This is a genomic window from Bartonella sp. AA97HXZ (genome assembly GCF_042196985.1).
Lineage (GTDB): Bacteria > Pseudomonadota > Alphaproteobacteria > Rhizobiales > Rhizobiaceae > Bartonella.
The window spans coordinates 231,838-245,609 of the sequence record NZ_JBHIRC010000001.1 but is presented as its reverse complement, the minus strand read 5'-3'; the positions used below and the strand labels follow the sequence as shown (position 1 = coordinate 245,609).

Genomic DNA, 13,772 nt, shown 5'->3' with positions numbered 1-13,772 from the left:
TTAATATATTGATCGAAATAAAAAGTAAACTTTACTATTTTTTTTATTATAAGATTTTCACAAATCTGTAATCTGATTCCCATCTTTATCAGTAAATTTTCCAGCAACAATGAGTATAAAATCAACAATTGCCCAAATACCGGTAATTATCAATCCAAACAATGATAAAGATAAAACGAGCATTAAAGTACCCGTCCGAACTCTCCCAACCATAAAGCGATGAACACCAAAGATACCTGCAACCCAACAAAGCAGTGCGAACATTATCTTTGTGTTCTCTGTACCTGATCTCAACAATGGAAAAACAGAACTGACAACACCCCCTTCATAGACAAAATCAACCGCATCACCAATCCTTGGTGGTTTCTTTCCCAACCAATCCCAAGTCGCAAACTGATAACGCTTACCGTCATCACCCGAAACGAGATACATTCCTTGATCTTGAGTAATAATCACACCTCTCATCTTAATCCCTATAAATTTAAATACCTATAAAATTACTATGCATATGCCTTTGATAAGAAATCTCAATTTCATAATCTAAATGATCTTATATTTTCATATTTTTTGCTCACAACTATACACGATATAAATCACCAGCATAATGCGCTTGGGCTCCTAGCATTTCTTCAATACGAATAAGTTGATTGTATTTTGCTAATCTATCCGAACGTGCAAGAGAACCTGTTTTAATTTGTCCACAATTCGTTGCAACAGCAAGATCTGCAATGAAAGAATCCTCTGTCTCGCCTGAACGATGAGATATAATGGCACGATAACCTGCTTTATGTGCTACTTCTACAGCATCGAGTGTTTCACTCAATGTACCAATTTGATTAACTTTTATGAGAATAGAATTGCCTACCCCCATTTTGATACCATCACGCAAACGTGCTGAATTCGTTACAAACAAATCATCGCCAACAAGCTGACATTTTTCTCCAATTGTGTCAGTAAGTAGCTTCCAACCTTCCCAATCATCCTCTGCCATTCCATCTTCAATTGTAATAATAGGATAATTTTTCACAAGATGCGCTAAATAATCTACCTGCTCTTGGATGTCTCGGCATTTCCCCTCACCTTTATAAAAATACGAACCATTTTTATAAAATTCGGTTGAAGCACAGTCTAAACCAATGGCAATTTGTTCACCTGGTTTATAACCACATATCATGATAGATTCCATAATAAAATCAATTGCTTGATCAGCACTTTTAAATTGAGGAGCAAAACCACCTTCATCACCAACATTGGTATTATAACCCGCATCTTTTAAACGCTTTTTCAATGCATGGAAAATCTCAGCGCCATAACGGATAGCTTCTCTTACAGTAGGAGCTCCTATAGGGATAATCATAAACTCTTGAAAATCAATCAAATTATCAGCATGAACGCCACCATTAATAATATTCATCATGGGGGTTGGAAGAATATGCGCTTGTGTACCACCAATATAACGATACAAAGGTAAATTTAATGAATCCGCAGCTGCTTTTGCAACAGCTAATGAAACACCAAGAAGTGCATTGGCACCAAGACGGGCTTTGTTTGGCGTTCCATCCAAAGCAATCATTGCTTGATCAATAGCAATTTGATTTGTTGCATCCCGCCCACCAAGTTCTTCAAGAATTTCGCCATTAACTGCAGCAACCGCTTTTTCAACACCTTTCCCTTGATAGCGCAAACCACCATCACGAAGCTCTATAGCCTCGTGTGCTCCTGTTGAAGCTCCCGAAGGAACCAGAGCGCGACCAAAAGCTCCATTCTCCAAATGAACATCAACTTCTACCGTTGGATTACCACGGCTATCAAGAACTTCACGCCCAATGATATCGACAATTATAGTCATATGTGTTTCCTTATCCAATAAAAGTCTCGATTCATTTATAATGCCCTATTAATGAAATATTTTTTCTCTTCTCAGCTCAACTTTTTTGACAGATAATCAAATTCCATTAAAGTCTCAAGCAATCTTTGTAAATCATCAACTTTAACCATATTAGGTCCATCAGAAGGTGCATTATCTGGATCTTGATGTGTTTCTAAAAAAATACCAGCTACCCCAACAGAGACAGCTGCACGCGCTAAAATTTCAACAAATTGACGCTGCCCACCAGATGAAGCCCCCTGCCCCCCAGGTTCTTGAACAGAATGCGTTGCATCAAAAATAACAGGAGCACCAAATGAACGTAAAATAGGCAACGAACGCATATCAGAAATAAGTCGGTTGTAACCAAATGACGTGCCTCGCTCACAAAGCATAACATTCGGATTACCACTGCAAACAACCTTTTTTAAAACATTCTCCATGTCCCACGGCGCTAAAAACTGACCTTTTTTAATGTTAATAACACATTCTGTTTTGGCGGCTGCTACCAAAAGATCTGTTTGACGACATAAAAAAGCCGGTATTTGTAAAATATCAACTGTAGAAGAAACAATTGTACATTGCTCTTCTGTATGCACATCAGTTAATATGGGACAATTAAACTCTTTTTTTAAATCAGAAAAAATGGACATTGCTTTTTCAAGACCAATACCACGTGCCGCCCCCAAAGAGGTTCTGTTGGCTTTATCGTAACTTGATTTATAAACAAACCCGATACCAAGCTGATCGGTAATTGTTTTAATACGACCAGCCATTTCAAAAGCATGATCACGACTTTCCATCTGACACGGCCCTGCAATTAATGAAAGAGGCATTTCATTTGAAAAAATCATATTTCCAACTTTCACACGGGCATTTGGTTTAGTCATTTTATCCCTCAAAAGCAAAGTAACCCAATTTATGCATTAAACTAATCGACTTTGTTCTACAGCAGCTTCAATAAAAGAAGAAAAAAGCGGATGTGGATCAAAAGGACGGGATTTTAATTCTGGATGATATTGAACACCAATAAACCATGGATGATCTACATATTCTATCGTTTCTGGTAAAATACCATCAGGAGACATCCCAGAAAAAATCAAACCACACTGTTCTAACTTATCCTTATAATCAATATTGACCTCATAACGATGACGATGTCGCTCGACAATCTTGGTCACCCCATAAATTTGAGCAATATGACTCTCTTCTTTTAATTCAGCAGCAAAAGCACCAAGGCGCATCGAACCGCCGAGATCACCATTTCTTGTACGTTTTTCAAGGACGTCTCCTTTAAGCCATTCTGTCATTAAACCTACAATTGGATTGTCTGTTTCGCAAAACTCACTCGATGAAGCATTCTCAATCTGTGCAATATTGCGCGCAGCTTCTATACAAGCTAATTGCATCCCAAAACAAATCCCTAAAAATGGAACTTTACGCTCTCGCGCAAATTGAATTGCTCGAATCTTCCCTTCTGCCCCTCGTGCCCCAAAAGCACCTGGAACCAAAATTCCATGGGCTTTTTGTAAAGCTGAAACAGAATCTTCTTTTTCAAAAAGCTCCGAATCAATCCACTCAATATTAACCTTCACTCTATTCGCTAAACCACCATGCGCAATCGCTTCAATAAGAGATTTATAAGCATCCTTTAAGCCCGTATATTTTCCCACAACAGCAATCGTAACTTCTCCTTCAGGATGGTGAATACGATGCGTAATATCTTCCCAACGATCCATCTTGGGGGAAGGTGCCGAATCGATTCCAAAAGCGCAAAGAACTTCAGAGTCCAAACCCTCCTTATGGTATGCCATAGGAACATCATAAATTGTTGGCATATCTAATGCCTGAATGACTGCATTGGAGCGAACATTGCAAAAAAGTGATAATTTGCACCGTTCTGTTTCTGGAATAGATCGATCTGCACGTACAAGCAAAATATCAGGAGAAATACCAACTGCTTGCAATTCTTTGACAGAATGTTGTGTTGGTTTCGTTTTTAATTCACCTGCTGAAGGAATATAAGGCATTAATGTGAGATGGACATAAACGACATTTTGTCTCGGTAGCTCATTGCGAAGCTGACGAATCGCTTCTAGAAAAGGCATTGCTTCAATATCACCAACCGTTCCACCTATCTCACACAAAACAAAATCAAATTCTTCATTTCCCATCGTAATGAATCTCTTAATTTCATCCGTAACATGAGGAATAACTTGGACTGTTGCCCCCAAATAATCACCACGCCGCTCTCGTTCAATGATATTGCGATAAATACGCCCTGTTGTAATATTATCTTGGCTATTTGCAGAACGCCCAGTAAAACGCTCATAATGACCAAGATCAAGATCCGTTTCTGCACCATCATCAGTTACAAATACTTCACCATGTTGATAAGGTGACATCGTACCTGGATCAACATTTAAATAAGGATCAAGTTTGCGAAGACGTACGCGATAGCCACGAGCCTGTAATAACGCTGCTAACGCCGCCGCTGCGATGCCTTTTCCAAGGGAAGAAACCACACCACCAGTAATAAAAACATAACGTGCCATGGGCTTATGGTGATAAGCAATTTATAATGATTTTTCCAGCAAAAAATGCAAAAAGAAACAATTTTCCTTCTAAAATAAAAAAGGCGAAAAAATCACCTTTTTTAAAAAGTCTATGTTTTCTTAAAAAACTATTTTGTACTGTTATCGGGAACTGTATTTTCAAGAACCTGAGGAACTGGACTTTCTACTTCAGGATTTGTGGACTGTTTCTGTTCCTGCGAAGAATTCGAAGTGCCTCCTAGCTGTTCAAGAATAGAAGGGGAAGACTCACCATCTGATGATGGGACTGATTCTGAGTCTTTATTGGTAGAATTCTGCTCTGAATTAACCGGTATACGCTTTAAAATATCAGAACTAGAATTTGATATATTACTCACTACGGTAAGTCCAATAGATACAACAAAAAAACAACAGGCTAAAATAGCAGTCAAACGTGTTAAAGGGTTTCGAGATCCACGAGTTTTCATCAACCCTGAGCTATTACTCACACCTAACCCACCACCTTCTGAAGGTTGAATTAATATAATACCAACCAAAGTAATCACAATCAAAAAATGAATAACTATAAGTACTGTTTGCATAAACCCTGCTCTTTAAATAACTCTTTAATAGCTATTTACACATAAATAACGCACAATCCAAGGGGAAACTCAAATTTCTCTGCTATAGTTTACGACAAACATCGCAAATAGTTAAAAAATCAATCGCTTTTAAGCTTGCTCCACCTATCAAAGCACCATTAACATGAGCAATGCTTAAAAGCTCAAATGCATTGGATGGTTTTACGGATCCACCATAAAGCAAACGTATCTTATTGCCTTCATCACCAAAACGAGAGCGCACCCTATCACGAATGAAATGATGTACTTTTGCAATATCTTCTGGAGTCGCTGTATTGCCGGTGCCTATCGCCCAAACTGGTTCATAAGCGATAATGGTATTCTCTGCTGTTGCATCATCTGGGAGAGATTCTTCAAGCTGCTGCGTGAGAATATCCAGTACTTTATTATTATTACGCTCCTCCAATGTTTCACCAATACATACAAGAGCCACAAGACCTGCTCGCCACGCAGCTTGCACTTTGGCACAGACAATCGCATCATTTTCCTGGTACACTGTACGACGTTCTGAATGCCCAATAATAACATGACTTGCTCCCGCTTCTTTAAGCATAAAAGCTGAAATATCTCCAGTATAAGGACCATGATCATCAAAGTGACAATTTTGTCCTCCCAAAAGGAGATTTTCACCATTCAGCGTATTAGAAGCACGCGATAAAAGCGTTGCTGGAACACAAATAAGCGCCTCAAAAAGATGACCTAGATCAGAGCTAACGCCTGTAGCAATAGCACGCAACTCTCCAAGCGATTCACTCGTTCCATTCATTTTCCAATTTCCAGCAAGAAAAGGCCGAATATTTGGAGACATATTTTCACCTCAAGAGCTTTTACAATACATTGTTTATCTGTAGTTACCAAATTATAAAATGAAAGCAAGTCTTTAAAGCTTGCATCTTTCATCTCTTTATTGCAAATTCCATTACAGCTTTGATAATAACTCATATTAAAAATGGACTTGAACAATGCTTGACATCATAAGAAATGCTACAAATTCTTGGATTTTTAGAATTTTCCTTGCTATTTTACTCTTATGCTTCATTCTTTTATGGGGGGTACCGCAGTTACACAAAAAAAGTGAAAGAGATCTTATTACTTCTGGAAAGTCCACAGTAACTGTCGATGATTATCGTCTTGCACTCGCCGATCAAAGCGCACGTTTAGCATATGCTGCTCATCTTGGACGAATGTTTACAACAAATGAAATGCAGCAATACCAAATTCCTGCTTTTGTATTTAATCAATTACAACAAAATGTACTGCTTGATGAACAAGCACGTAAAATGAAAATAAGTCTTTCAAAAGATACAATAGCTCATACGATTGGTTCTGATAAGATGTTCCAGGTAAATGGCACTTTTGATAAAAACTTGTTTTATAACTATCTTCAGCATTTACGTATTAGTGAAAGTGCTTTTCTTAATTATTACACCAAACAAGAAAAGCGTAATCAGCTTATTGCTGCTTTACTTTCTGATATGAAGGCACCAAATCTCTTTTATAAAGCACTTGCTCTTTATCAAGGAGAAATGCGTATTGCTGATTATCTCGTTATTGATCTAAAAGAAAAGAAAACAATTGCTGATCCTGATTACGAAACATTACAAAAATGGTTTGAAACACATCAAAGTCAATTTCGTGCTCCAGAATACCGTACTGTCTCTTTGCTATCTATGGAACTTAATGATTTTGTAAAACCTAAAGATATCTCAACAGATGAGGCGAAAGCCTATTATACACAAAATGCTTCACGTTTTGTAACGCCTGAAAAGCGTACATTCGAAGAACTGCGATTCCCCTCACGCGAAGAAGCCGATAATGCAGCAAAAAAAATAGCTGACGGATTGAGTTTTGATGAACTGGTAAAAGCTGAAAAAAAGACTCTTAATGACATAAAAAAAGGTCCTCTCGCAGAAAATGAACTTCCTAATCATCTGACATCTGAAATTTTTGAACTTCAACAAGGCCAAGTCAGTCCTGTGATGAATGACTTACAGGGACCTGTTCTCATTCGCGTTACGCATATTGAACCTTCAAGCTCTCTTCCTTTTGAAAGTGTAGAAGAAAATATTCGCCAAACACTTGCCAAAAATCGTGCTACTGATGATATCCGTAACAATTATGCTGCCATTGAAAATGCTCGTTTTGAGGGAGCTTCTCTCAAAGAGTTAGCTGACCAATACAAGTTATCTTTGCGCACAATTACTATTGATAAAACGGGAAAAACGCTTGAAGGTGCAATACTCACGGATTTACCTCAAAAAGATATTTTACTGAATGCCATCTATCAATCAAACGAAGGAGTCGATCTTGATCCTCTCTCTTTTCAAAATGGTGGATATCTCTGGTACAAGGTCGATAAAATTATTCCTGCCCGCGATAAGACACTTGAAGAGGCTAAGCTAGATGTTCTTTCTCAATGGAAAAATGAGGAAATCCAACGTCTTCTTGATGAAAAAGCCCAAAATGCTCTCAAACAGCTCACGGAAGGAAAAAGTCTTGTTGCTCTTGCTCATACCCTTGGTGTTACAAAACAAACAACACCCGCCCTCCGGCGTCAAGACTCATCTGAAATCCTTGGCGTTGAAGGGATTAAAGCATTATTTGCTGCTCCCAAAGGTCATTATGGCATCATAAAAGGTCCGGTTGCAACAAACCGTATCATTTATCAAATAAAGACTGTAACCATGCCTAAAGATATCACGTCTCATACTCTTTCAACTGAGGTCCGCGCCAATATAGATATGATGATAAGAGAAGATCTCAAGCTAGAAATGCTACAAGTTGCCAATAAAGAACATCCTTTGGAAATTAATAGCACAAATTATAATCAGATCTTTAACGCTCTCCAATAAAAAGATTGTGCATAATTTTAAGAACTTATTGATAAAGTTTTCATCAGCTCTTCGTCTATAGTTGAAGAGGTAAGACGGATTTCTTGTCTGCATATCTTAGGATCAGCGTTTGTATAATGATTCATTTTCTCGCAAAACAGTGCATGTATGGATTTGCGAGAAAATAGTCAATGGAATGTAGAATCGTTTTTGCAATGCATTAAAAAACATTATCCATCCAAAGGTCGTAAAGGTTGCCGCCCATTAAGCTATAAATATCATCCCTATCGTCATTCATTCATAGCTCATTATATTGCTACTCTTAATATTCATTCATAGGGAGCGTATTGCTTCTTCCTTAAATGATTTCATTTACACATCCAACTTATAATAGATAAAAAAACTATTTTTAAAATTCATTATAAAAATGGAGAAATCTTTTTCTATTCAAGACTCTCATTCAATATGAGAAAAAACGTATTATCATTATAAATCAATATATTCATCAATCATAACAATCATCAATTATGATGTTATAATTTCTCAAAAATAAGAGTTTTTTATAGACTTATAGACTGCTAAGATAACTTCTCTCATAAAATAGAAATTTCATTTCATTTGCAAATGAGATACAATCAATACATTCAGAGTACTTAAAAGTTCTTCTTCAAACAAACCAATGTATTAAGATTTATCTCATGTTTTTCTTTCTCTGCATCTCACCCATCCAATACACTGAATAAAACATATTACTGATGAAGAAATACAGCGTATTTTCAAGATCATAAAATTTCTTATTCTTTTGCGTTCATAACAACCAAAACATCAACATTTTTTATAACAAAAAAATGGTTTGGAATCACAATAGCTCCTTTTATCTTCATATGAAAAAATCAGTCTACATGTTACGCATTCCAACGTAGTAATATTTTTTTACAATATCTTTGGAAAATTGCCGCTTATTGCTGCCCTTGTTATCAACCAATAGCGATACATCAATGGCAAAGTTGCACTCTCTTGAAAAATTGCTGCCCCCAGCTGTATAGCTTTTTGAAGAGAAGCTGGTACAATGACCAATGGAAGAAAAGCTGGCTTAAGAACTCTAGGTAAAGTACAAGAATACTCGTAAAATTGGGTATAATGATCGCGCGATAATGCTACCATAGCTTCAACAATACAACCCTTTTGTTGATCGCTGAGACGATGAGATTCCAAATCTTCCCTATTCACTCCTACAGCCTTTAATATATCAGTGGGTAAATAATATTGATATCGTGATTGCATGAATGATAAAAGACGCAATACACCGCTTAATCCTTGAGAAATCCCTCCATGTTCATAGATATCTGTAAACTCTTGTGCAGTTTCAGGATCTAATATCTGACAAGAAAGCTGTAAAATTATGCCTGCTGTCTCACCACAATAATGCTCTAGATCATGAAGTGTTTCTATTGGATTGTGATAAAGATCTAAAATTTGCGCATCACAATAACGTAAAAAAGCTGTCTTAGGTAAATTAAAAAGAGTGATTGCTTTTAATAAATCATTCAAAATCGGATTGTTTCCACTCGTTTGCATTTCACCATGAGCAATAGCATCATACCACCAACGTAACCGTATTTCTCCTATGAGTGGGTCATGTACACTTTCGCGGATACGAGAAACTTCAGCATTAAATACATAAAGAGCAGCCAATGCTTGGCGCTTTTTTTTAGGTGCAAATAAAACCGATATATAGCGATCACGATCTATGGTACGTAAAATATCAAGACAATAAGGAAGAGAGCCTATCATTCTATGAACCTATTAACGTCCCTTTTTTAGCAATTAAATTAATACCCTCTTTTTATTCATATTAAAAAATGAAGGATAAGCAAATACAGTTCAGAAAATAAGATTTTTAAATGTGTCTCTTAACTGTATTATGAATTAAAATTTCTTTTCTAATCCCTTTTCGTTTTAGAAAGAAAAAAATTAAATAAATAATTTTTCTGATAAAACTTATCTTATCGGACTTCAAGTTTTCATTTGCAATAAAAAAGCTAAAAACCAATCGTAACATGCATAGTAAAACTTGAACAACAAGCAACGCAAAACACTTTTTCAGTGGATAGATGACAATGTTATTTTATAAAAAATGCACTGATCACAAAAACTTCATCAATCATTGACCTCCTCCCCATCCTAAAAGACAAAGGTTCTTACCAACACCAATTTGTAAAAAATCCAATTGCTCTCGGTGCGTTTCTGTTACTATAAACGCATTGATTTATAATGATAATTTTGTGTTTTGTATATTAAATTAGAATCCCAAATATCGTAGATATGCTTTCATTTCAAACCAATTCCATGTTACATCAATAAAAATTATTCCCTTGCACGTCATAAGCGGAACTGGCTTGTAGGTAAAAACTGTATAAGAAAGAATTAAAATGCCTCTTATGAACTGTCTTAAGTCCCAAGAGGTGCTCACTCATGTGATTCATTAGGAACTATGAGCAAACTTTGTCCTGAATACTTGCTGCTGTATTTAAAAAACACTTAATGTGTTAAGTTATGTATATTCTATACCCTTATATCACCGCCTTAAACGACAGTATTTTACAGCGCAGAAAATAATCACACAAGTCTTTCATGCTAGACCAGAGCCTTTGTTTTATTAAACAATACTCTATTCTACCGCAAATAATAACGCCGCAACAGCGCGATCTTCAGCCAATAAAACATTAAATGTACGCACCGCTGCTCCCGTACTCATTGTATCTGATGAAATACGTTTTTCCCATAAAAGCACCCGTAACTCTTCAGGTAATCGTAATAATTCAATTCCAGTACCTATTAATAAAACTTCGATTTCAGAAGCTTCTTCTAAAATACGAGATATATCCCTTTGAGTGGGAACAGGCCCTGCCATCTCAATGCCATAAATACCTGATGGTACACAAATAATAGAACCTCTATGAGACATATCAGCAAAACGAAACCCACCATTTCCATAAGCATCAATAGGTGCGCGACTTGGAAAATGTGCTTCACGAATTTGAATTGCATCGAACATGAATATGCACCTTTTATTTTTGAATAATCCAATTGTCTTTGCTTCTTCTCATCATAAAAATTAAAGTAAGGCTAATATAAACATTGATATGTTAAACATAGCCTAGTATTGAAGTGAAAATTTTTATATAATGCCCTAATCTTCTCATACAACAAATATATGAAAATTTGCGAATAAACCGCGGTAAAATGCTATACCTGCTTAAATAAATCTATCTTTTAAAAAGTTTCCTCAGCTTATTTACTCACAAATTGCTTTTTATAAAAACAATGATCTTGTTTAAAAAACAGAAAAAAATTGCGTAACATTCTATAAATAAAACAACTATTTTAATAATCTAAAGAAAACAAAAACTCCATTTTCTGTAGCCACTATAAAAGCCCCTTTTCCAATGAAATTGTCTTGATCTTGCCAAGCTTTTTACAAAAATTCTTAAAAAATGTAATAAACTGCCATTACACCTTAAGATGCATTTTCCTTTGATACAGCTTTTTTCTCTTCAGAGATACTCATATCTTCTTTCGTTGTCGTTTTAGATTTAGACTTTTGTGGTGTTTTTGCTTTAGCATTAAGTTTTGATTTTTTTTCTGCAATCGGCTCACCTTTAACGCGCACATCAGCTAATGTTGAGCGAATAACACGAATATTTATACTCTCACCAATTTCAACCTCTAATTCACCACTCTCGTCGTGAACCTTCGTAACCTTGCCGATAATACCACCACCCGTTATAACTGTATCACCACGACGTACTGCATTAAGCATTTCTTGGCGTTTTTTCATTTGGGCACGCTGTGGACGAATGATAAAAAAATACATAATTGCAAAAATTAAAATGAATGGGACAGCGCTAGCAAATGAAATTCCACCGGAAACATCGCCTGCAACTTGAGCATAAGCGTTCGTCATAAACATTTTTATCTCCTATAGTTAAACCTCAGGTATTTCCCACTCTATTAAAATGAAATTCCGATACAGAAAAAATTCCTAAAGAATTTATCATAAAAAGCAATAACTACATAATCTAATCACAGCTTTACAAAAATACAATAAATCCTTAAGAGGCAGAATACCAAAATACAATGAGAAAAATCTTAAAAAATAGATTCACTTTCCCCTATTGTATATCCTACAATATAAATCTTTTCACTAACTCAATAAATTATACAAGATAATTTTTCTAATGAACAAACTTAATTTATATAGATAATTTATCGTTTTTGATATCAAATGACAGATCTAAATACAATAAAACGCTCTCATTTCAAACCTTCTGAATTAATCAAAACGATTTTCTTGCACGTCACACATATGAAATGAGCCTGTAGATAAAAACTTTTTAAGAAAGGCGTGGAAAATATCCTTTTTCATGCTTCTCTTAAATGCAAGAGCAATTGGAACACTCAAAGCTGACAAATAGTATGATACTATTGTCTTACACTTTCATAAATACAAAGATGGTAATATCTAACGACCCCAACGAACTACTTTCCTGAAACCAATGATTTTTTGCTGCAATGTTATTGATTTAAGAAAATCAATTGTTTTTCATGAATTTTCTATAAACTGTAAGACTATTCAAATGTAAAAGTCATCAATAAATTAGTTTTCTAAATATTTAAGGGGATCAACAGGTAATGAATTCTTACGCATCTCAAAATAGACACGTGGCGTTTTAACATTTCCTGAAACACCAGATTTAGCAATCTCATCACCGCGTCTTATCCTTTGTCCTTTGTTAACAACAAGCTTACTATTACATCCATAAATAGTGATAATATCATTTTCATGTCGAATCATCACAACATTACCAAGCTCTTTTAGTCCATCTCCCGCATAAATAACCACACCATTTTCTGCCGCCTTTACCGAAGACCCTTCAGGCACTGCAATATCTATTCCTCGATTCAGTACTGTTCCCTTTTTTTGACCGAACTGGCTTAATAAACGCCCTCGTACTGGCCAACGCATCTTAGAAATTCCTGTGGCTTGCGGAGTCGTCATATTATCTGTATTCGTAACAGTACTTGACAAACCAGTCTCATGTTTCAATTGCGTCATCTGTTTAGAAAAATTTTTCTCAGAACTTGATTTGTTCATCTTTGCAGAGGGTGGCGTTGTTACAGGAGCTTTATATATAGGAGAGGACTTCTTGTTTTTTATAGAGGACATCACTTGAGATTGGGATGCAGATTCTGTTGTTGACACTGCCCAATCGTTATTATTGTGTGCATTTGAAGCTGCTAATGTACGCCTGCTTGGAACAACCAGTACCTGACCAATATAAATGGAATTGCTGTTTATACCATTTGCTAATTTTAATGCCTCAACACTAACCCCTACTTGTCGTGCAATATTGAGCAGTGTATCTCCACTCTGGACAATATAAGAATTCCGCCGAAAAATAGGAGATTTATCCATTTGTGAACGAGAAAGTGTTCCAAGATTACGTGGAGGGGAGCCCATAACGCGACCATCAGAAGAAGTTATCCTATCTTGATGTGGAAAATTATAGGGGGAATTATCATCTCCCCACGAATCATCGCTTGATTCCACAGGTGGCAATTCAGTGCTTTGTATCATACCACTACCGTATGATAGCATTCGCGGGTCTGTATACATAGTGCTTGATATATTTGATTGAGATGATACCGTACGATGAGAGAACGTATTGGAAAAACGCTGTGTACCAGAACTACAACCAGCAACAATAGTTACCACCGCTAACAAAGTTATTCTCTGAAAATTATGCTGGAAAATATTATCCAAAGCTTTTAGACACATCGTTTTGCTCACTCATCAATAATCAACTCACTCCATTAAAGCTTTTTTAAATTACCG

At 36.1% G+C, this 13,772-nt stretch carries 11 protein-coding genes; 1 reads left to right on the top strand and 10 read right to left on the bottom strand.

The features are described from left to right. Window positions 1-57 precede the first annotated feature (57 nt). The 6 genes from ACFINE_RS01020 to tpiA all read right to left on the bottom strand — a co-directional run bounded on the left by ACFINE_RS01020 (window position 58) and on the right by tpiA (window position 5,850). Window positions 58-465, bottom strand: a complete 408-nt coding sequence (locus ACFINE_RS01020; protein ID WP_375620763.1) for an NINE protein — start codon at window positions 463-465, stop codon at window positions 58-60. Window positions 466-577: 112 nt separating this feature from the next. Further along, complete coding sequence (gene eno / locus ACFINE_RS01015; protein ID WP_375620762.1) at window positions 578-1,849, bottom strand: phosphopyruvate hydratase; 1,272 nt, start codon at window positions 1,847-1,849, stop codon at window positions 578-580. A gap of 71 nt (window positions 1,850-1,920) precedes the next feature. Next, window positions 1,921-2,757: a 3-deoxy-8-phosphooctulonate synthase gene (gene kdsA, locus ACFINE_RS01010; RefSeq protein ID WP_375620760.1), complete on the bottom strand. Its 837-nt coding sequence runs from the start codon at window positions 2,755-2,757 to the stop codon at window positions 1,921-1,923. Between the two features lie 36 nt (window positions 2,758-2,793). Further along, window positions 2,794-4,422: a CTP synthase gene (locus tag ACFINE_RS01005; RefSeq protein ID WP_375611264.1), complete on the bottom strand. Its 1,629-nt coding sequence runs from the start codon at window positions 4,420-4,422 to the stop codon at window positions 2,794-2,796. A 128-nt stretch (window positions 4,423-4,550) separates the two neighbouring features. Beyond that, the gene (gene secG, locus ACFINE_RS01000) at window positions 4,551-5,003 is read right to left on the bottom strand and encodes a preprotein translocase subunit SecG (RefSeq protein ID WP_375620759.1); all 453 of its coding nucleotides are present in this window, start codon (window positions 5,001-5,003) and stop codon (window positions 4,551-4,553) included. An 82-nt stretch (window positions 5,004-5,085) separates the two neighbouring features. Beyond that, window positions 5,086-5,850 (bottom strand): triose-phosphate isomerase, encoded by a 765-nt coding sequence (gene tpiA, locus ACFINE_RS00995; protein WP_375620758.1) that lies wholly within the window; start codon window positions 5,848-5,850, stop codon window positions 5,086-5,088. Between the two features lie 154 nt (window positions 5,851-6,004). Between tpiA and ACFINE_RS00990 the strand changes: the two genes are divergently transcribed. After that, window positions 6,005-7,894 (top strand): peptidyl-prolyl cis-trans isomerase, encoded by a 1,890-nt coding sequence (locus tag ACFINE_RS00990; RefSeq protein WP_375620757.1) that lies wholly within the window; start codon window positions 6,005-6,007, stop codon window positions 7,892-7,894. 912 nt (window positions 7,895-8,806) lie between these two features. On the opposite strand, the gene ACFINE_RS00985 is transcribed toward ACFINE_RS00990, so the two are convergent. The 4 genes from ACFINE_RS00985 to ACFINE_RS00970 all read right to left on the bottom strand — a co-directional run bounded on the left by ACFINE_RS00985 (window position 8,807) and on the right by ACFINE_RS00970 (window position 13,715). Continuing rightward, the gene (locus tag ACFINE_RS00985) at window positions 8,807-9,667 is read right to left on the bottom strand and encodes a phytoene/squalene synthase family protein (protein WP_375611260.1); all 861 of its coding nucleotides are present in this window, start codon (window positions 9,665-9,667) and stop codon (window positions 8,807-8,809) included. A gap of 877 nt (window positions 9,668-10,544) precedes the next feature. Further along, a complete protein-coding gene (locus ACFINE_RS00980) occupies window positions 10,545-10,931 on the bottom strand; it encodes an Mth938-like domain-containing protein (RefSeq protein WP_375611259.1) in 387 nt (128 codons plus the stop codon). Window positions 10,932-11,393: 462 nt separating this feature from the next. Next, a complete protein-coding gene (gene yajC / locus ACFINE_RS00975; protein WP_375620756.1) occupies window positions 11,394-11,846 on the bottom strand; it encodes a preprotein translocase subunit YajC in 453 nt (150 codons plus the stop codon). A gap of 687 nt (window positions 11,847-12,533) precedes the next feature. Next, the gene (locus tag ACFINE_RS00970) at window positions 12,534-13,715 is read right to left on the bottom strand and encodes a peptidoglycan DD-metalloendopeptidase family protein (RefSeq protein WP_375620755.1); all 1,182 of its coding nucleotides are present in this window, start codon (window positions 13,713-13,715) and stop codon (window positions 12,534-12,536) included. Between the last annotated feature and the right edge of the window lie 57 nt (window positions 13,716-13,772).

Coding starts and splice junctions, on each gene's coding strand:
- kdsA (WP_375620760.1), bottom strand. CDS start 2,757: ATGACTAAACCAAATGCCCGTGTGAAAGTTGGAAATATGATTTTTTCA.
- ACFINE_RS00985 (WP_375611260.1), bottom strand. CDS start 9,667: ATGATAGGCTCTCTTCCTTATTGTCTTGATATTTTACGTACCATAGAT.
- ACFINE_RS01005 (WP_375611264.1), bottom strand. CDS start 4,422: ATGGCACGTTATGTTTTTATTACTGGTGGTGTGGTTTCTTCCCTTGGA.
- ACFINE_RS00990 (WP_375620757.1), top strand. CDS start 6,005: ATGCTTGACATCATAAGAAATGCTACAAATTCTTGGATTTTTAGAATT.
- ACFINE_RS01020 (WP_375620763.1), bottom strand. CDS start 465: ATGAGAGGTGTGATTATTACTCAAGATCAAGGAATGTATCTCGTTTCG.
- ACFINE_RS00980 (WP_375611259.1), bottom strand. CDS start 10,931: ATGTTCGATGCAATTCAAATTCGTGAAGCACATTTTCCAAGTCGCGCA.
- secG (WP_375620759.1), bottom strand. CDS start 5,003: ATGCAAACAGTACTTATAGTTATTCATTTTTTGATTGTGATTACTTTG.
- yajC (WP_375620756.1), bottom strand. CDS start 11,846: ATGTTTATGACGAACGCTTATGCTCAAGTTGCAGGCGATGTTTCCGGT.
- tpiA (WP_375620758.1), bottom strand. CDS start 5,850: ATGTCTCCAAATATTCGGCCTTTTCTTGCTGGAAATTGGAAAATGAAT.
- eno (WP_375620762.1), bottom strand. CDS start 1,849: ATGACTATAATTGTCGATATCATTGGGCGTGAAGTTCTTGATAGCCGT.
- ACFINE_RS00970 (WP_375620755.1), bottom strand. CDS start 13,715: ATGTGTCTAAAAGCTTTGGATAATATTTTCCAGCATAATTTTCAGAGA.